This window comes from Frankia sp. BMG5.60, assembly GCF_059428125.1.
This window is the reverse complement of record NZ_CM182091.1, coordinates 4171373-4191085: the sequence shown is the minus strand read 5'-3', so window position 1 is coordinate 4191085 and position 19713 is coordinate 4171373. Positions and strand designations below refer to the sequence as shown.

The following is a 19713-nucleotide window of genomic DNA, read 5'->3' as shown; positions in this document are numbered from 1 at the left end:
GACCCCCGACACGTTGCTTTGGCGCGTGGGAGCGTCGGCCCCTCACAATGATGCGCACCCCGTCCGAGGAGGCGCGCGTGCGTAAGGTTCTGGTCGCAAACCGCAGTGAGATAGCCGTCCGCGTCTTCCGAGCCGCCCAGGAACTGGGGCTGCGCACCGTCGCGGTCTACACCCCGGAGGACGTCTCCGCGCTGCACCGGACGAAGGCGTCCGAAGCCTACGAGCTCGGCGGGCCGGGCCATCCGGTGCGGGGCTACCTCGACATCGACGCGCTGCTCACGGTGGCCAAGCAGGCGGAGGCGGACGCGCTGCACCCCGGCTACGGCTTCCTGTCGGAGTCGGCGGTGCTGGCCGAGGCGTGCGCGGCGGCGGGGGTGACCTTCGTCGGGCCGCCGCCGGCGGTGCTGCGGCTGACGGGGGACAAGGTCGCCGCGCGCAACGCGGCGATGGCGGCCGGGCTGCCGGTGCTGCGCGCGTCGACGCCGCTGCCGGACGGGCAGGGCGCGGCGCAGGCGGCCGAGGAGGTCGGGTTCCCGCTGTTCGTGAAGGCCTCGGCAGGCGGCGGCGGGCGGGGCCTGCGCCGGGTGGAGCGGGCGGCGGACCTCGCCGACGCGGTGGCCAGCGCCTCCCGGGAGGCCGCGGCGGCGTTCGGCGACGGGACCGTGTTCCTGGAGCAGGCGGTCGATCGTCCCCGCCACATCGAGGTGCAGGTCTTCGCCGACTCCTACGGCAACATCATCCACCTGTACGAGCGGGACTGCTCGGTGCAGCGCCGCCACCAGAAGGTCGTCGAGATCGCCCCGGCGCCGATGCTGGACGAGGCGATCCGGGCGAGCATCTGCGCGGACGCGGTCCGCTTCGCCCGGCACGTCGGCTACGTCAACGCCGGCACCGTCGAGTTCCTCCTCGGCGCCGACGGCCAGTACACGTTCATGGAGATGAACCCGCGCATCCAGGTCGAGCACACGGTCACCGAGGAGGTCACCGGCGTCGACCTGGTCGCGGCCCAGCTGCGCATCGCCGACGGGGAGAGCCTCGCCGACCTCAACCTCGGCCAGGAGCAGATCGCGCTGCGCGGCACCGCGATCCAGTGCCGGGTCACCACGGAGGACCCGGCGGACGGCTTCCGGCCCGACACCGGGACGATCAGCTTCTACCAGTCCCCGGGCGGCCCCGGCGTCCGCCTCGATGGCGCGACCTACGCCGGCGCCGAGGTCAGCCCCTACTTCGACTCGCTGCTGGTGAAGCTGACCGCGCGGGGCAGCACGCTGGAGAAGGCGGCCCGCCGCGCGCGCCGGGCGCTGAACGAGTTCCGGGTCCGCGGCGTCCGGACCAACATCGACTTCCTGGGGCGGGTGCTCACCGACCCCGACTTCCTCGCCGGCGGGGTGACGACGTCGTTCATCGACGAGCGTCCGGAGCTGCTTCTGCCCGGCCGGGGCACCGACCAGACCAGCCGGACGCTCGCCCGCCTCGCCGAGAGCACCGTCAACGGGTTCCGGCGACCGGCGCACGCCCTGGTCGACCCGCGCATCCGGCTGCCCGAGCTGCCGCTGCTGCCCGACGGCCAGGGGGTGGCGATCGGCCCCGGCTCGCCCGCCTGCCTCGGCACCGGCACTGGTGGCGGCAGTGGTCAGGGGCTGTCCGGCGCGGGCCTCACCGGCGTCGCGGTGCCCGCCGGCTCGCGGCAGCTGCTCACCGAGCTCGGCCCCGCCGGCTGGGCGGCGCGGCTGCGCGCCCAGGAGGCGCTGGCCGTCACCGACACCACCCTGCGTGACGCCCACCAGTCGCTGCTGGCCACCCGGCTGCGCAGTTTCGACATCCTCGCGGCGGCGCCGTCGTTCGCCGCCCTGACGCCGAACCTGCTCAGCCTGGAGGCGTGGGGCGGGGCGACGTACGACGTGGCGCTGCGCTTCCTGGCCGAGGACCCGTGGGAGCGGCTCGCGGCGCTGCGGTCCACCGCGCCGAACCAGTGCCTGCAGATGCTGCTGCGCGGCCGCAACGCGGTCGGTTACACGCCGTACCCGGACGACGTGGTGCGGGCGTTCGTCGCCGAGGCCGCCGCGACCGGCGTCGACATCTTCCGGATCTTCGACGCGCTCAACGACATGGAACAGATGCGCCCGGCGATCGAGGCGGTCCTGCAGACCGGCACGGCGATCGCCGAGGGCACCCTGTGCTACACCGGCGACCTGTCCGACCCCGGCGAGCAGATCTACACCCTCGACTACTACCTGCGTCTCGCCGACCAGCTCGTCGCGGCCGGCGTGCACGTGCTGGCGATCAAGGACATGGCCGGGCTGCTGCGCCCCGCCGCGGCGGCCACGCTGGTCACCGCCCTGCGCGAGCGGTTCGACCTGCCCGTCCACCTGCACACCCACGACACCGCCGGCGGCCAGCTCGCCACCCTGCTCGCCGCCTCCGCGGCCGGGGTGGACGCCGTCGACGCCGCCGCCGCGCCGATGTCCGGCGGCACCAGCCAGGTGAACATGTCGGCGCTGGTCGCCGCGACCGACCACACCCCGCGGGCGACGGGGATCGCGCTGTCGGCGCTGTCGTCGATGGAGGCCTACTGGGAGGCGGTCCGCGACCTGTACGCGCCGTTCGAGGCAGGGCTGCGGGCGCCGACCGGGGCGGTGTACCGGCACGAGATCCCCGGCGGGCAGCTCACCAACCTGCGCCAGCAGGCGATCGCGCTGGGGCTCGGGGAACGCTGGCCGGCCGTGCAGGAGGCGTACGCGGTCGCCAACGAGCTGCTCGGCAAGCCGATCAAGGTGACGCCGACCAGCAAGGTCGTCGGCGATCTGGCGCTGTTCCTCGTCGGCGGCGGGGTGGACGTCGCCACGCTGCGGGAGCATCCGGAGCGCTTCGACCTGCCCGCGAGCGTGCTGGGCTACCTCGCCGGGGAGCTCGGCACGCCGCCGGCCGGGTTCGCCGAGCCGTTCCGGGAGCGGGCGCTGGCCGGCCGCCACCCGGCGGCGCCGTCCGCCGACCTCGACCCCGCCGACGCCGCCGAGCTCGCCGTCCCCGGCGCCCGGCGCCGCGCGGCGCTGTCCCGGCTGCTGTTCCCCGGCCCGTGGAAGGACTACCTGGCCGCCGCCGACAGCTACGGCGACTCCTCGCTGGTCCCGACCGAGCCCTACCTGTACGGGCTGCGGCCGGGCGCGCCGGTGGCCGTCACGCTGGAGCCCGGCGTCGAGATCATCATCGAGCTGGAGACGCTGTCCGAGCCGGACGACGCCGCGATGCGGACCCTCTACCTGCGGGTCAACGGCCAGCCCCGGCCGGTCCGGGTCCGCGACAACTCCATCACGGCGACGACGGCCTCGGCGCGGCGCGCCGACCCGGCCGACGCGAACCAGATCGGCGCCGGGCTGCCCGGCATCGTCACCTTCACCGTCGCCGCCGGGGACACCGTCACCCCGGGCCAGAAGCTCGCGGTGGTCGAGGCGATGAAGATGGAGGCCGCCGTCACCAGCCCCGTGGCCGGCACCGTCGGCGAGCTCGTCCGCGCCAACGGCGACTCCGTCGAGGTCGGCGACCTGCTGCTCGTCGTCCGCCCCTGACCGACGGGCTCGACTTCGCACGCGCATGGCCCGCCGCGCGATCCCGGCGGCGGGCCCTGCGGGTCGAATCCTGCGGGTCGAATCCTGCGGGTCGTGCGGCCCGTGGGGGGCCTTTGGTCGGTTGCGCCCGGACCTCAGCCTCAGGGGGCCCCGGGCGTCGCCGGGCGCGGGCGGAACACCCAGGCGCGCAGCAGCAGGAACCGGATGACGGTGGACAGCAGGTTCGCCAACACGAGGACCGTCACCTCCAGGCCGCGGCCGGGATGGTCGCTCGCCGCATGCAACGTCGCGAGTGAGCCGCTGGTCAGCCCCAGCCCGATGGCGAACACCACCAGGCCCTGCAGGTGGTGGCGGCCGGCCTGGGCCGCACCGGAGAGCCCGAAGGTGAGCCGCCGGTTCGCCGCCGTGTTCGCCACCGCCGTGATGAGCAGCGCCAACAGGTTCGCCGCCTGCGCGCCGGTGGCCGTCCGCAGCAGGACGAACAACACCAGGTAGGCCAGCGTGCTGGCCACGCCGATGACGGCGAAGCGGACGAGCTGACCCGGCAGCCCCCGCGGCACTCCCGGCACCTGCACCCCTCCCACCGCCGCCCCGCCGCTACCGTCCACACGGCTACCGTCCACACCGCCGCCATCCACACCGCCGCCGCGACCATCCGTGCCGCCGCCTACGCCCACACCGAGGCCGGCCATCGCGGTCAGCGGGCCGCGGCCGAACTCCCGGCGCAGCTCGGCCAGCGGCAGCGCCCCGGTGCCCAGCGCCCGCAACAGCCGGACGACCCCCTTGAGGTCCGCGATCGCCGTGGCGAGCACGTCGACCCGGCTGTCCGGATCGTCGATCCAGTCGACGGGCACCTCGTGGATGCGCATCCCGGCCCGTTCGGCGAGGACGAGCAGCTCGGTGTCGAAGAACCAGCCGGTGTCCTCCACCAGGGGCAGCAGCGCCGCGGCGGCGTCGGCGCGGATCGCCTTGAAACCGCACTGCGCGTCGGAGAACCGAGCGGCGAGCGTCCCGCGCAGGATCAGGTTGTAGCAGCGGGAGATCACCTCCCGGCGCGGCCCGCGCACCACCCGGGAGGTACGGGCGAGCCGGGTACCGATCGCAAGGTCCGAATGCCCGCTGATGAGCGGCGCGACCAGCGGCAGCAGCGCGGCGAGGTCGGTGGACAGATCGACGTCCATGTAGGCGAGCACCGGCGCGGGCGACATCGCCCAGGCGGTGTGCAGCGCCCGGCCGCGTCCCTTCGCGTCGAGGTGCACCGTGCGCACCCCGGGCAGCTCCTCCTCCAGCGCCAGCGCGATCCCGAGGGTGCCGTCGGTGCTGGCGTTGTCGGCGATCGTGAGCTGGAACGGATAGGGGAACGTGTCCCGCAGGTGCGCGTGCAGCCGGCGCACGCAGGGGCCGAGGTCGTCCTCCTCGTTGTAGACCGGGATGACGACATCGAGCACCGGGAGCGGTCGGCCGTCGTCCTCCACTGCCGTGCTGGCGGGCGTCTGCTCCACGGGAACGCGCTGCGCGGGGGCACCGGTTCCGGTCGCCGAGGAAGGCATCCACGTCGTCATGCTCCTCACCCTCGGTCGGCGAGCTGTGCCGCCCGTGTGCCCATGCTGTGCGCCGCCTGTGAGACTCCAGGTCGCGCCCCGAGCGCAGAGACTTGCGGGCGAGGGTCCCTCTCACGACGATCTGAGGCCCTCGATCGCCCACACTCGGACACCGCACAGCGCGGTCGAGTCCACTTCGCCCACCTGATAATGATCGTGTGGCCTTCGAACGCATCACCGTCGATCCCGAACGCATGGGCGGTCTTCCGTGCGTTCGGGATCTACGTGTGACGGTCAGTGCCGTCGTCGGGCAGCTTGCTGCCGGTAGATCCGTCGACGAGGCCCTTGCCGACTATCCCTACCTTGAACGAGCCGATGTCCTGGCCGCGCTCGCCTACGCGGCAGCGGCCGTCAGCGAGCGAGAGCTACCCATCCGTTCTCCGCAGTGAGTTGCGGCGGCCGTGTGCTCCGGGCCTGGGGAAGGACCCGGAGCACACGGCCGGCCTGACGATCGCGGTGGATCAGGTGGTGCGAGCGGTGGTGTTGGTGGCCGAGGTGCTGGTGCTCGCCTTGGGGGCGGTCAGGTCGTAGAGGGTGACCCCGCCGACCGTCTTCTCGGTGAAGTTCTCCGTGATCCAGGTGGCGATCTCCTGCGAGGAGTTGCTGCCGCCGTTGGCCTGGCCGAAGCCGCCGCCACCGATGAAGTAGTGAATCTTTCCTTCGGTCACGTACTTCTTGAACTGCGCCAGGGTCGGCGACGGGTCGCTGCCGTTGAAGCCACCGATCGGCATGACCGGTTCGCGGGTCGCGAGCTGGTAGCCGGCGGCGCTGTTCGAGCCCACCGCCGCCGCGACCCAGGTGTAGGAGTCGGCGTTCTGCTTGAACAGCTTCACGATGGCGTCGCTGGGCTTCGCGGCGTCGAGCAGGCCGCCCATGCCGCCGCGCATGCCGCCCCGGCCCTGGGTGGTGCCCGGGCTGCCCGTCGCGCCGTTGCCGGTGCCGCCGCCGGTCGTGCCGCCGGCGCCGCCGGTCGTGCCGCCGGGGAATCCGGGGAATCCGCCGGTCTGGCCGCCGCCGGGGAAGCCGCCCTGGCCGCCGCCCGGGATTCCGCCGGTCTGGCCACCGCCCGGGAAGGTGCCCTGGCCGCCGCCTGGGAGGGTGCCGGTCTGGCCGCCGCCCGGGAAGGCGCCGCCTGCCTGGTTGCGGCCTGTGCCGCCCGGCTGGCCGTTCAGGCGGCGCATGAAGCCGCCCGGGCCGCCCGGGCCGCCGAAGCCGGCGCCGGCCGGGCCGGCCGAGGGGATCGAGCCGGTGTGCGGCGTTCCGGCGGTGGCCACCGCGTACGCGCCCGGACCGAGCAGGCCGGCGACGAGGGCCACCGCGGCGACCCCGATGGAGGCCCGGCGGGGCAGCCGGACGGTGGCGAGGAAGCCGAGCGTGGCGATGATGCCCGCGACCAGCACGGCGTAGCGGATCCACGGGTGCCAGTCGGCGGTGCGGTGCAGCAGGGTCCACGACCAGGCGGTGGTCGCGGCGATCGTCGCCGCGCCGGCCAGCGCGGCGGCGGGGTGATGCCGGTGCCGCCACAGCAGGACGGCTCCCATGCCCACCAGGGCGCCGACCGCCGGGGCCAAGGCCACCGTGTAGTAGGCGTGGAAGATGCCCTTCATCTGGCTGAAGATGATCCCGGTCACGAGCAACCAGCCGCCCCAGAGGGCGAACGCGGCCCGCAGCCGGTCGGTGCGCGGCGCCCGTCGCGTGATCCACAGCCCGGCGACCAGCAGGATCAGCGCGGCCGGCAGCAGCCAGGAGATCTGACCGCCGACCTCCGAGCCGAACATCCGGGTCCAGCCGGTCGAGCCCCACATGCCGCCGCCGCGGCCGCCGCCGGGGCCACCACCACCCGGGAACGGCATCCCGCCGGCGGCGCCGTTCGCCAGCCCGGCCGCACCGCCGGCGCCCGTGCCGGTGCCGCCGCCCGGCAGCGCCGCGGCCGCGCCGTTCTGGAGCAGGCCGAGGCGGCGGCCGCCGGCTCCACCGCCGCCGACGCTACCGGTCTCGTTGCCGGTGAGCCGGCCGAGCCCGTTGTAACCGAGGGTGAGCTCCAGCAGGCTGTTGTGCTGGGAGCCGCCGATGTACGGCCGTGACGAGTCGGGGACCAGCTCCACGATCGCGATGAACAGCCCGGCGGGGATCAGCAGCCCGAGGCCGCCGGCCAGCGTCTGGCGGACCCGGCGCCAGAACGACGTCGGCGCGCAGGCCAGGTAGACCAGCGCGAAGATCGGCACCACGACCAGCGCCTGCAGCAGCTTCGTCAGGAACGCGAAGCTGACGAAGACGCCGGCCAGCACCATCCAGCGGGTGCTGGCCTGCTCCACCGCGCGCAGCGTCGCGTACGCGCCGGCGACGAGCAGGAGGACCAGCAGCGCGTCCGGGTTGTTGAACCGGAACATCAGCGCCGCCACCGGGGTGAGTGCGAGCACCGCGCCGGCGAGCAGCCCCGCCCCGGCGGAGACCTGGCGGCGCACCGTCGCGTAGAGCAGCCCGACGGTGCCCACACCCATCAGCGCCTGCGGGACGAGCAGGCTCCACGAGTTCAACCCGAAGATGCGCGCCGACAGCGCCATCACCCACAGGGAGGCCGGTGGCTTGTCGACGGTGATCGAGTTGCCGGCGTCCGAGGAGCCGTAGAAGAACGCCTTCCAGCTCACCGAGCCCGCCTGGACCGCGGCCGAGTAGAAGGCGTTGTTGCGTCACGAACACGGAGAGGAGTCGGTCGGTAGGTAGCGACTACTCGATGTGATGCTGTGCAGGAGATGGAGGATTGTGGCCCTCCGGCGTCGCCCTGCGGGGGGAGATGTCAAATCACCTTGAGCTGCGTTAGTTGACGACTGTCGTGGTGAGCGTCGAGGAAAAGGCGGTGTAAGAGCCGTCAGATGGGGACCAGAAAGCCGAACGTGAGTGAACCGCTGATGACGTGTCGAGATTTAGGAAACGGCGTCGAAACCGGGGTGTCAATGCGACTCCGGGATGAGCCTGGCGGGTGCCCGTCTATTGGCCAGGTGGCGTCCGGCATGCAGGCGGCGGGATTCTGGTCTGCTGCTCCTGTACGGAACGTGAGAAGGCGCGCGTCGATACAGGGTCCACCGGGCAAAGATGACGGTGGCTCCGAGAGGGAGTGCGTCGAGCGGCGGGAACCGTGAGGCGTTGAGTACCGATGCGATGCGCGCTGGCGGACCGACTCGTAGTAGTGATGAAGCTTCTGTAATGGGAGCGGAGCGAAGGGGTCGGCTCACCTGTGGTTTGCGCACACGAGCAACCGGAGGGGCTCCCTCCGGGAGGACGAGCAACCAGAATATTCTTCTGGGAGGACACGAGTGGGCAAGTTGGATCCGGAAAGTAAACCGTTCGATATATCGAAGCGACTGGTGTGGGAGGCGTACGAGAACGTCAGGGACAACAAGGGTGCCGCCGGGGTGGACGGGTGGTCCGTCGAGGACTTCGAGAAGGATCTGAAGAACAACCTGTACCGAATTTGGAACAGGATGTCCTCGGGGACCTACTTTCCGCCTCCGGTTCGGGCGGTCGAGATACCAAAACCGCACGGCGGAGGGACAAGGATGCTAGGTGTTCCCACCGTCGCCGACAGAATCGCACAGACAGTGGTGGCCCGGCACCTGGAACCCCGTACCGAGTCGATCTTTCATGAGGACTCGTACGGGTACCGGCCAGGGCGGTCGCCGCTGATGGCGGTGGAGAAGTGCCGCCAGCGGTGCTGGGAGAAGAACTGGGTGATCGATCTTGACATCCAGAGCTTCTTCGATTCGGTTGATCATGATCTGGTGGTCAAGGCGGTGAAGGCCAACACCGATCAAAAGTGGGTGGTGTTGTATGTGGAGCGGTGGCTGAAAGCGCCGATCCGGATGCCCGATGGCAGGCTGGTGGAACGGGATCGCGGTACTCCCCAGGGATCGGCCGTGTCACCCGTGCTCGCTAATCTGTTCTTGCACTATGCGTTGGACCTGTGGATGGTCCGGGAGTATCCGGCTGTCCCGTTCGAGAGGTTCGCGGACGACGTTGTGGCGCACTGCGCGACCGAGCGGCAGGCCAGGCAGCTGCTGGGGGAACTGACCGAAAGGTTGGCCAGTGTCGGGCTGCGAGTGCATCCCGACAAGACGCGAATAGTGTACTGCAAGGATCGGAAACGGCGTCAGAACCATGAACAGACGTCGTTCACGTTCCTGGGCTATACGTTCCGCCCCCGGAAGGCCCCGACGAAGGACGGCGGGAGCATGTTCACCGCGTTCCTGCCGGCGATGAGCGGGGAGGCCCTGAAAGACAAGGGCCGTACTGTCAGGCGCTGGCGGCTGCACCTGCGTACCACCTCGGACATCGGGGAAATCGCCGTGTGGATGAACCCTGTCATCCGTGGCTGGATGAACTACTACGGCAGATTCTACCGGACCGAGATGTATGTTCTTCTGCGACGCATCAACACCTACCTGGTGCGGTGGGCGCGGCGGAAGTTCCAACGGTTGAGGGCGTTCAAGCGCGCCAAGCGATGGTGGAACGGGCTCCTGCGAAGGCAGCCCCGGCTGTTCGCCCATTGGGCGTGGATGCCCGATTTCTGACGGATCAGGTGAGAAGAGCGGAGTGACGAGAGATCGTCATGCTCCGTTCTGTGGGAGCCCGGGGGTGAGATCCCCCCGGGCCACCCGGCGCCCAGCCCGAGGCGCTCAGGTCCCACAGGTAAAGCACGCCTGTGCCGACCAGCAGGACGATCAGCGCCGGGCGGACCCAACGTGGGTCCGGCTCGGCGGCGACGGGCGGTGCGGCGCCTTCGGCGGCGGGCCCGAGGACGGTGGGCGCGTCGTGGTCCGCCGGCACAGCGGGGTCTGTCGGCGCAGCGGGGCCCGCCGGCGCGGCGGGCTCCGTCCTGCTCCACGGCAGCCGGCGACGGTGTCCCTGAGCGCGCCGACCCCCGTCGCGCGGGATCGGGTCGGTGAGTGTGGGCGACATAGGGATCACCCTGGGCCAGCGACCTTTTGGGTCCTTGTGTTCCGCCTGTGCGCAACCTGTGAAGCTCGGCTGGGGACCCTCGCGGTGCCGCGGCCCCGGCCGCCGATCCCGGTCCAGGCGGCCCGTCCCGGCCGCCGATCCCGGTTCTTGCTCCGGTTCCGGGCCCGGTCCTTGCTCCGGCGCCGCCGGCGCGGTTGAGACGTGCTCAGGCGCGGCGTGTCGGCCCGATGAGGCCGGCCGCCGCCGTCGGTGCGGGTGGTGCTGCCGGCGACGGTCCCGGCAGTGCGGTCAGGACCGGGGTCGTGGTGGTCGGGATCGGGGTCGTGGTGGTCGGGATCGGGGTCGTGGTGGTCGGGATCGTGGTGGTCGGGGTCGCCGGCTCGCCCTGCGTCGAGACCGCGGCCGACCAGCGCGGCAGCGCGACGACGAAGGCCGTGCGCCCGGGTTGGCTGGTCGCCTCCACCCGGCCGTGGTGGGCCTCGACGACGGCGGCGACGATGGCGAGGCCGAGCCCGGTGCTGCCCGCGGCCCGGGATCGGGAGCTGTCCCCGCGGGCGAAGCGCTCGAAGACCTCGGGCAGCAGGTCGGGAGGGATGCCGGGGCCGTCGTCCACGATGGCGACGATGACCTCGTCGTCGGTGACGGCCAGGCTGGCCGTCACCCGGGTACCCGGCGGGGTGTGGGCGCGGGCGTTGGCCAGCAGGTTCGCGAGCACCTGGTGCAGCCGGGCCGCGTCGCCGGTGACGGTGACCGGCTCCTCGGGCAGGTCGAGCGCGAAGCGGTGGTCGGGGGCGGCGACGTGCGCGTCGCTGACGGCGTCGACGACCATCCGGGAGATGTCCACCGGCTCGTGCTCCAACGGCCGTCCGGAGTCGAGCCGCGCGAGCAGCAGCAGGTCCGAGACCAGGGCCGTCATCCGCGCGCTCTCCGACTCGACCCGGCTCATCGCGTAGGTGACGTCGGGTGGGACGGGTTCGCGGGTGCGCCGGGTGAGCTCCGCGTAGCCGCTGATCGCGGCGAGCGGGGTGCGCAGCTCGTGGCTGACGTCGGCGAGGAACTGCCGCATCCGCGTCTCGCTGGCATGCCGGGCCGCCAGGGCCGCCCCGATGTGGCCGAGCATCCGGTTGAGCGCCGAGCCCACCTGGCCGACCTCGGTTCCCGGGTCGGTGTCGACATCCGGCACGCGGATCGACAGCGCCACCTCGCCCCGGTCGAGCGGGATCTCCGCGACGCGGGACGCGGTCGCCGCGACCCGGCGCAGCGGGCGCAGGGTCACCCGGACGATCACCGTGCCGGCGAGCGCCGCCGCGGCCACCCCCGCCAGGGCGACCGCGCCGGCGATGGCGGCCATCTTCGTCAGGGTCGCGTTGACCTGCTTCATCGGCAGGCCGGTGACGACGGTGGTGCCGTCCGCCTGGGTGCGGCTGAGCAGCCGGTAGTCGCCGGCGTCCGCGAGACCGCGAGTGTGCGTTCCGTTGTCGCGCGGGACGGCCGCGACGGCGGCGGCCTGACTGGCGGAGAGCACCTGCGGGGAGTCGGCCGTGCCGATGTAGGCGCCGTAGATGCCGGAGTCGTCGATGACCGCGGCCAGCGTGCCGGGTTCGACCGGCCCGGTGAAGAAGCGGCTGAGCAGGGTGCCGCCGCTCACGCCGTACAGCGTCTGCGCCGCGGACGTCGTCGAGCTGGTCGTGGCGCGGATCGTGCTGGCCGTGGTCGTCGCGGAGGCCAAGGCGGCGCTGGTGGTCGCCGTTGTGATGGAAGGCCGCCAGGCGGTCGTCGTGCCCGACCCCGAGCCCGCGCCGTAGCCCGCCCCAGAGCCCGACCCCGACCCCGAGCCTGAACCCAAGCCGTAGCCCGAGCCCGAACCCGAGCCGTAGCCCGGCGCGGGAAGTGTGCCCGATCCGTCGCCGGGGAGCTGCTGCAGCGGGGGGGTGTCGAAGAACCGCGACGGGGCACGTTCCCACCGGCCGCTCGCGTCGTGCAGCCGGCGGTCGAGCTGGTCGAGTAGGACGCCGCGCAACGCCACCGCGGTGACGAACACGATCGCCAGCGACACCGTCGCGAGCAGCACCATGAGCAGGGCGAGCAGCCGTGTCCGCAACGACCAGCGGGACGGGGCGACCGGCCAGCCGTGGCCCGTACGGCGACGCCCGGGACCACCACGCCGGGATGGCTCGGCCTGGACGGCGCCCGGGGCGGTATGCCGTGCGGCGGCGGCCACGTCGATCAGCTCCGCCGGGCGCGGCGCAGGCCCCCGCCCGGCCTGCTCTGGTCCGGCCGGGCGGCCCCGGCGCCACCCAGCCCCGGCCCGAACTGCGCCGCCGAGCCGTAGTCCGCGCGCGACCGCGGCGCGGCGGCTGCGGCCGACGTGGCCGACGTGGCCGAAGTCGTGGCCGAGCCCATGGGCCCGCCCGAGCCGGCGCCGGTCGACCCGGGCGCCACTGCCGCCGCGGACCCGCCGGCCAGGCCGAACGCGCCGTCACGTGTCGGCGCAGGCGCCGGGGTGGCCGAGGCGCCATTCGACCGGGCGGGATGGTCGTACTCGGCCGGACGCAGCACGTAGCCGGCGCCCCGCATCGTGTGAATCATCGGCGGGCGGCCGGCGTCGATCTTCTTGCGCAGATAGGAGACGTACAGCTCGACGACGTTCGCCTGCCCGCCGAAGTCGTAGTTCCAGACCCGGTCGAGGATCTGCGCCTTGCTGAGCACCCGGCGCGGGTTGCGCATGAAGAAGCGCAGCAGCTCGAACTCGGTGGCGGTCAGGTGCACCGGGACGCCGCCGCGCGCCACCTCGCGGCTCTCCTCGTCCATGGTCAGGTCGCCGACGACGAGCCGCGCCCCCTGCAGCGCCTCGGTGGTCCGCGCCGCGCGGCGCATCAGCCCGCGCAGCCGGGCAACGAGCTCCTCCAGGCTGAACGGCTTCGTCACGTAGTCGTCACCGCCGGCGGTGAGCCCGGCCACCCGATCCTCGACGGCGTCGCGCGCGGTCAGGAACAGCACGGGGACGTCCGGGCTCTCGGCCCGCAGCCGCCGCAGCACCTCCAGCCCGTCCATGTCGGGCAGCATGATGTCGAGCACCACCGCATCGGGCCGGAACTCGCGCGCGAGCCGCAGCGCGCCGCGCCCGTCACCGGCGCTGCGCACCTCCCACCCCTCGTAGCGCAGCGCCATCGACAGCAGCTCCGCCAGCGTCGTCTCGTCGTCCACCACGAGTACCCGCACCGGTTGCATAGGGGACAGCTTCTCCCGAATGCCTAGCCGTAGCCTGAGACTCCCCTGTGAACTTCCTGTGAGCGGTCGAGACGACGCGGTTGGATCGGTAGGTGCAGCACCCCGGCCCAGACCCAGCGGGCGGCGGGAGCGCCGACCTTACCCCCGGTGGCCGCGGCTGCCAGCCGTTTGGCCGCGACGAGCTTTCCCTGAGATCTCGTGCAAATCGGACAGAGTGACCGTATCGTTGCCCAGTGCATCTAGATGACGCTTTAAGCGGTTTGACGATGCTCCGGAGCGCATCGTCTCGGGGCGTCCCGCTGCCGCACCAGTCGTTGACGCTGCTGTGGGCGGTGGAGCGCATCGCGGATGGAGTGCGGCTCCGTCGCTGGTCGGAAGTCCGCGACGACCTGGCGGCTGCGCTGGTCGCGGGCGGGGTCGAGAACCGTGGACGAGTAGCACCCGAGTATCCCGTGGTGGCGCTGAGGCATTCCCCGCTCTGGGAGATCCGCGCCAGCTCAGCAGCGCCTGCGGCACACAGCTCGCAGCCACGCCGGTGGCTGGATCGGGAGGATCCTGAGTTTGGGCTCTCCGCGCCCGCCTTTGAACTGCTGCGAGACGAGCGCAACCGTGAACAGTTCGCGGCGGCGCTGCACCGTCTCCTTGGCCAGGCGGTAGGCCCCGCATACCCGGGCACTGGCTTCTGGGAGATCCAGCCGGGGGTTGTGGTGGTCCGTCGTGATGTCCACGCGCAGTATGGCGGTCGACGGCAGGGCGGAATTGGCCCGTCCCGCGTCACTCCCAATGTGCTGCTCTTCACGGACCCGGTACGGGGGAGGTCGCACGGCTACTTCGATGGGTGGGGCGACGACGGATGTTTCCACTACACCGGGGAAGGGCAGCTCGGTGATCAGCGGATGGTGCAAGGGAATCTGGCCATCCTAGGTCACCGGAGGGACGGCCGCACCCTTCGTCTCTTTCGCGTCGTGCGGGATGGTGTTGAGTATCTCGGGGCGTTCGAGATCGATCCCGATCGCCCGTGGTACACGAGCGAAGCGCCAGAAACCAACGGTGGGCCGCTGCGGACAGTCATCATGTTTCGGCTACGTCCGCAGGGGCTGGTGCAGTCGATCGATGCAGACCTCCCGGAGACTCCCACGGCGATCAGCAGGGTCACCTCCGTCCCGGTGGAGGTGTCGAACGCTGAACAGTACGCAATGACCTCTCCGGCTGAGCCAACCACCGCCTTCCGGCGGGAAGCCGCGCTCGTCGGCGCCTACAGCGAGCATCTTCGGTCTCTCGGTCATGAGGTGTGTCGAAAGCAAATCCTGCCCCCCAACGAGCTTCGTCCCCTGTTCACCGATCTCTACGACGAGACGACTGGCGAGCTCATCGAAGCCAAAGGCACCGTCACGCGGGAGGCCGTTCGTATGGCCATCGGTCAGCTCATCGACTACCGCCGCTTTTTTGAACCACAGCCCCGCATGGTCCTCCTGGTGCCCACGAAGCCGCGTCCCGACCTCCTAGACCTGTGCTCCGCTGCAGACGTTTCGGTGGTATGGGGATCCGACGCCGGATCGACCCCGACCTGGACGATCAACTAACCGTCATCTCCGGGCCTGACCGCTGGCGAGGGTACGCGCGCATCACCCGAACGTCCTAGGCCAGTCCGACCTGACCAATGGCGCTGTCCGGTAGGTCGCGGGGCCCGACCGTGCCACCAGTCGGCGGACCGGTCTACGACGGTGTCGGCGGCGTCTCGCGGTGACGATCCCGACGTCACACGGCTGTCACCCAGGTGACGGTGGGTACCCCTGGGGAGCACGCTGTGATCTGTCGTGAGGACGACCAGGGAACTGCACCCCAAGGGGGGGTTCACCCGCGCAAACTGGGTACGTGCTCCGCATGGCTCGACACCGTCGTCCTCAGTCCGCCCGCCACGGCGTGCGCCCTCGCGTGGCGCGTCGGGTGGTACTGCCCACAGCCACTCTGGTCACCGCGGGAGTTGTCACGGTGGGAACTGCCTTCGCCTGTACCGGGTCCACTGCCGCCACCGCGAGCACCGGCGTGGTCGTGGCGCCCGTCCGCGACGCCGCCGCCGAGACCGTCGCCCCCTCCGCGCGCGATGCCGACGCCATCGACAAGGCGGTGCGCACCAGCCCGTACACGGCGCAGGTTCCGGCGAAGGACTACGAGGTCGCCGGCACCCGCCTCGCGAGCAGCGACCCGAGCTGGGCGTACACCGAGCTGCACCCGACGGTCGAGGACCTCGACCGGGCGGAGGGCGTGCTGCACCGCACCGACGGCGGCTGGAAGCTTGTCCAGCTCGGCACCTACGAAGTGGGCTGCGGCGTCGCGCCGACCGCCGTGCTCGACGACTTTGGCCTGGAGTGCCCGCCCGCGGACGCGACGGACCCCGCCGCCGCAGCGGACTCCGCGCGTCCCGCCTGAGCCTTCCGGCTCCGACGTCTCCGCCGCGTCCCGCCGCTTGACCCTGCGCGGGGACCACTCCCGCGCCGGGGCTGCGACTCCTGACGTCGCGCATCTCGGACAAGTCTGCGCCGAGTCGGTCGCCTGACGTGGTGGCGCGGGCGCCCACCGCAGCCGCGGGGGCCGTCTTTATCCTCTCGGCGCGGCATGGAGGATGCTGCTTGCCGCATGGCTGCGCCCGGCACGAGGCCGGGACGGTACCAGCGGGAGGCGAACCGAGTGCCCGTTACCGAACTCGATGTACGCACGGCCGACGGTGTGATGGACGTGTACCTGCACACCCCCGACGACGGCGGGGGCACGACGCCGCCGGTCGTCATCTTCTATCCGGACGCCGGTGGCGTCCGCCCGGTCATGCACGACATGGCCGCCCAGTTCGCCTCGCGCGGCTACGCGGTGGCGCTGGTGAACTTTTTCTACCGATCCGGCAAGATCTCGTTCGACGTGGGCAAGGTGTGGTCCGATCCTGATCTACGCGCCGAGTTGATGGCCGTGATGGGCAAGGCGGCCCCGGAGTTGGTCGTTCAGGACACCGCGGCGCTGCTCGCGGTGCTCGACGCCCGGTCCGACGTGCGGGCCGACAAGGTCGGCACCGTCGGCTACTGCCGGGGCGGGCTGATGGCCTTCACCGTGGCCGGCGCGATCCCGGACCGGGTCGCGGCCGCCGCGTCCATCCACGGCGGTGGCATCGCCACAGAGGAGCCGACCAGCCCGCACCTGCGGGCGGACGACATCAGCGCGGCGCTCTACTTCGGTGTCGCGGCCAACGACCAGTCCTGCACGCCGGAGCAGCAGGAGCTGCTCACCACGGCGCTGGACAAGGCCGGCGCCCGCTACGAGCTGGAGCACTACACCGCCGCCCACGGCTTCGCCGTCGCGGACAACCCCAGCCACGACGCCGCGGCCGAACAGCGGCACTGGGAGAAGGTCACGGCGCTGTTCGCCCGGGAGCTGCCCACCGGCTGACGCCCACCGCCCCGCTCACCGCCCCGCCCGGCCCACGCCGCCACCTGGTCGCGCGGGCCGGGCCGGGGAGGAGCACCGGTTACGGCGTGTAGATGATGTCCCAGAGGCGGGCGGTCATGTCCGTGCTGGTCGTGGCGAGCAGCAGGCCGAACGGGGCGAAGGCGCAGCTCATCACGGTGCTGCTGTGCCCGGTGAGGGTGGCGATCGCCGCGCCGGTCGAGACGTCCCACAGCAGGGCCGTGTCGTCGGTGCTCGCCGTCGCCAGTAGCCGCCCGTCGGGGGAGAAGGCGCAGCTCTGGGCCGAGCCGGGCAGGGTCGCGACGGTGCTGCCGCTGCCCGCGTCGGTCAGCCGGGTGCCCTCGTTGCCGGCGGTCGCCAGCAGGCTGCCGTCGGGGGAGAACGCGCAGCCGCCGGCGAAGTTCGTGTGTCCCGGCAGGTTCATGAGGGCCTCCCCGACGGAGACGTCCCACAGCAGCGTGGACTCGGCGCCCGCGGAGACCAGCAGCCGGCCGTCCGGGGAGAACGCGCAGCCGTAGACGGTGCCGCGGTGCCCGTTGAGGGTGGCGATGTTCTTGCCGGTCGACGAGCCCCACAGCCGCACGGTGCGGTCGGTGCCGGTCGTCGCCAGCAGACTGCCGTCGGGGGAGAACGCGCAGCCGTAGACGGGCCCCCGGTGCCCGGTCAGCGTCACCGTCTGCCGGCCGGAGGCGACGTCCCAGATCCGGGCGGTCTTGTCGCTGCCGGTAGTGGCCAGCAGCTTGCCGTCGGGGGAGAACGCGCAGCCGTGCACGACCAGGCTCTTGCGCCCGCTCAGAGTCAGCGACGTGCGGCCGGTCGCCACGTCCCACAACCGGGTGCCGTCCTTGCTGGTGGTGGCGAGCAGCGCGCCGTCGGGGGAGAAGGCGGCGGAGGTGACGTCGCGTTCGTGGCCCTTGAGCGTGGCCCGCGCGGTGACCTCCACGCGCAGCGACGGGCGGCTGCTGCGCTCGAAGCCGCGCAGGTCCGCGGCGCCCGCCGACCCCAGCGGCGCCGGCCCCGAGGGCAGGGTGGTCGCGAGCCAGTCGGCGTCGCGGACCGGCGTGCCCGGCTCGGCGTGGGTGTGGACCAGGCTGCCCGGCCCCTCGACGGCCAGGTCGAACAGGGAGCCGTCGGTCAGCCGGACGCGGGCCAGCACGGCGCCCGCGTCGAAACGTTCGCCCGGTTCGACCAGCCAGCGGACCATCGTCGCCCGCCCACCGGGGATGTCCCAGCGGGCCGGCTGCTCCACGGGGTTCGGCCGCGCGGCGGTAGTCCGCCGGGTCGACACCGACGACGCCCAGGCCGCCGCACCGAGCACCACGGCGAGCTCCGGGTCGACCGAGGAGAACAACTGCTGACCGGGCCAGTCGGTACCGACCCCGAGCCGCCCCTCCAGGACGTCGGTGACCACCGGGATGCGTGAGCTGCCGCCGACGAGGAGCACCCCCCCGAGCTTGTCCGGCCCGTACCCGGCGCTTTCCAGCAGGTGCTGGCAGCAGGCCATCGTGCGGGCCAGGGTCGGCGAGGCGAGCTGGGTGAACCGGTCGCGCTGCATGCTGACCAGCAGGCCGGCCGGGCTGAACACGTCCTCGACGACGGCGATGTCGGTGAGCTGGTGCTTGACCGCGCGGGCGAAGTCGAGCAGCTCGTGGCGGGTACGGCTGGCCGTGGTCTGGTACATGTCGCCGGGGCCCGGCGGGTTGAGCAGCGGCTCCAGCCCCGGGCCGTAGAGGCCGAGGATCTCGTCGTAGAGGATCTGGTCGAGGTCACGCCCGCCGCAGTCGTGCAGCGCCGCGTGCGCGATCATCTCGTGCCGGCCGCTCTCGCCGACCGAGACCAGCGCCCCCTCGAACGTCCCGCCGCCGAGGTCGTAGACGAGCATCAGCGAACCGGGCTCCGGCTCGGCGCCGACCAGCGGCGACCAGGCCGCGGCGACCGGCTCGGCGAGCAGGTCCACGTCGACGAAGCCGGCGGCCTCCGCCGCCGAGATCATCATCCTGCGCAGCGGGCCGGCCGGGTCGTAGCTCGCCGGCACGGTGACGACGGCCCGGGTCAGCGACTGCCCGCCGAGCTGCTGCTCAGCCTCCGCCTTCAGGGCGCCGAGCACGGCGGTGACCAGCACGTGCGCGGGGTAACCGCGGCCGTCCAGGGGGACGGCGCCGTCGCGGGCCAGGTCGCGCTTGATCTCGCCGCGGTAGGCGGCGGGCCAGATCCGCTTGCGGCGTTCGGCGAGGGTACCGACGATCAGGTTGCCCCCGTCGGCGAACACCGACGCCGGCCAGCTCACCGAGCCGCTGGCGGGTTCCCGGACCGGTTCGATGCGGCCTTCGACGGCAAGAGCCGCCCGGGCACTGCAGGTACCGTAGTCGATCGCGAGGATCGGCTCGCCCACGGCACCCCCTGTCCTCGATTCCGGTGGGCAGATCGTAGCGGCGCCGACCGGAGCACCGTCGACACCCTCGTCAAACGGCAGGATAACGGGACCGACCGTCCGTATGCGGTCGCCGCCCGTGGTTGCGCTGGGTCGTGGGCCGTCGGGCGCCGGGTGGCCCGGCCGCGGCCGGTCGGGTGCCGGCGGCGGCGCGGTGAACCGGGACGCGGCGACTGGGCGCGGGACGCGGCGACTGGGTGCGGGACGCGACGACTGGGTGCGGGCCGGGGCGACTGGGTGCGGGGCCGGGGCGACTGGGACGCGGCGACTGGGTGCGGGGCGACTGGGTGCGGGGCGACTGGGGCGGGGAACGAGCGGCGGGCTGCCGGCCTCCCCCGAAAAGGCCGGCAGCCCGCGGAACCACGCCGGTGCGCCCCCGATTCGGCACCCGGCCGTCTCGTCCCCCCGACGAACTGGCCTGACCCGTCGCACCGGCGTGGTCCCTGAACCCATCGTGCGGGATGCCGACGGCGCC

10 protein-coding genes and 1 pseudogene are annotated in these 19713 nt (G+C 72.4%); 6 read left to right on the top strand and 5 right to left on the bottom strand.

The features are described 5' to 3' along the window. Nucleotides 1-77 precede the first annotated feature (77 nt). Nucleotides 78-3566, top strand: coding sequence for a pyruvate carboxylase (locus tag AC5R91_RS17045; protein ID WP_495392345.1), 3489 nt, complete (start codon nt 78-80; stop codon nt 3564-3566). A gap of 140 nt (nt 3567-3706) precedes the next feature. Here AC5R91_RS17045 and AC5R91_RS17040 read toward each other — a convergent pair whose 3' ends face one another. Beyond that, nucleotides 3707-5128, bottom strand: coding sequence for a bifunctional glycosyltransferase family 2/GtrA family protein (locus tag AC5R91_RS17040; protein WP_495392344.1), 1422 nt, complete (start codon nt 5126-5128; stop codon nt 3707-3709). A 197-nt stretch (nt 5129-5325) separates the two neighbouring features. Between AC5R91_RS17040 and AC5R91_RS17035 the strand changes: the two genes are divergently transcribed. Further along, complete coding sequence (locus AC5R91_RS17035) at nt 5326-5556, top strand: DUF433 domain-containing protein (RefSeq protein ID WP_495392343.1); 231 nt, start codon at nt 5326-5328, stop codon at nt 5554-5556. 72 nt (nt 5557-5628) lie between these two features. Here AC5R91_RS17035 and AC5R91_RS17030 read toward each other — a convergent pair whose 3' ends face one another. After that, entirely contained in the window at nt 5629-7815 is a 2187-nt protein-coding gene (locus tag AC5R91_RS17030) for an ArnT family glycosyltransferase (protein ID WP_495392342.1), read from the bottom strand. 666 nt (nt 7816-8481) lie between these two features. Here AC5R91_RS17030 and ltrA point away from each other — a divergent pair. After that, nucleotides 8482-9735 (top strand): group II intron reverse transcriptase/maturase, encoded by a 1254-nt coding sequence (gene ltrA / locus AC5R91_RS17025; protein WP_495392341.1) that lies wholly within the window; start codon nt 8482-8484, stop codon nt 9733-9735. 593 nt (nt 9736-10328) lie between these two features. Here ltrA and AC5R91_RS17020 read toward each other — a convergent pair. Continuing rightward, nucleotides 10329-12344 (bottom strand): sensor histidine kinase, encoded by a 2016-nt coding sequence (locus AC5R91_RS17020; RefSeq protein ID WP_495392340.1) that lies wholly within the window; start codon nt 12342-12344, stop codon nt 10329-10331. Between the two features lie 323 nt (nt 12345-12667). Then, a pseudogene (locus AC5R91_RS17015) lies at nt 12668-13354 on the bottom strand (response regulator transcription factor); the annotation flags it as partial. A gap of 233 nt (nt 13355-13587) precedes the next feature. Between AC5R91_RS17015 and AC5R91_RS17010 the strand changes: the two are divergent. The 3 genes from AC5R91_RS17010 to AC5R91_RS17000 all read left to right on the top strand — a co-directional run bounded on the left by AC5R91_RS17010 (nt 13588) and on the right by AC5R91_RS17000 (nt 16789). Then, entirely contained in the window at nt 13588-14937 is a 1350-nt protein-coding gene (locus AC5R91_RS17010; RefSeq protein ID WP_495392339.1) for a phosphorothioated DNA-binding restriction endonuclease family protein, read from the top strand. Between the two features lie 409 nt (nt 14938-15346). Continuing rightward, a complete protein-coding gene (locus AC5R91_RS17005; protein ID WP_495392338.1) occupies nt 15347-15784 on the top strand; it encodes a hypothetical protein in 438 nt (145 codons plus the stop codon). 258 nt (nt 15785-16042) lie between these two features. Then, nucleotides 16043-16789: a dienelactone hydrolase family protein gene (locus tag AC5R91_RS17000; RefSeq protein ID WP_495392337.1), complete on the top strand. Its 747-nt coding sequence runs from the start codon at nt 16043-16045 to the stop codon at nt 16787-16789. Between the two features lie 79 nt (nt 16790-16868). Here AC5R91_RS17000 and AC5R91_RS16995 read toward each other — a convergent pair whose 3' ends face one another. Next, entirely contained in the window at nt 16869-19199 is a 2331-nt protein-coding gene (locus AC5R91_RS16995) for an Hsp70 family protein (protein ID WP_495392336.1), read from the bottom strand. Nucleotides 19200-19713: the final 514 nt, after the last annotated feature.

Bases quoted from the DNA above. Each gene is read 5' to 3' on its own strand.
- AC5R91_RS17040 (WP_495392344.1), bottom strand. From the start codon at position 5,128: ATGACGACGTGGATGCCTTCCTCGGCGACCGGAACCGGTGCCCCCGCG.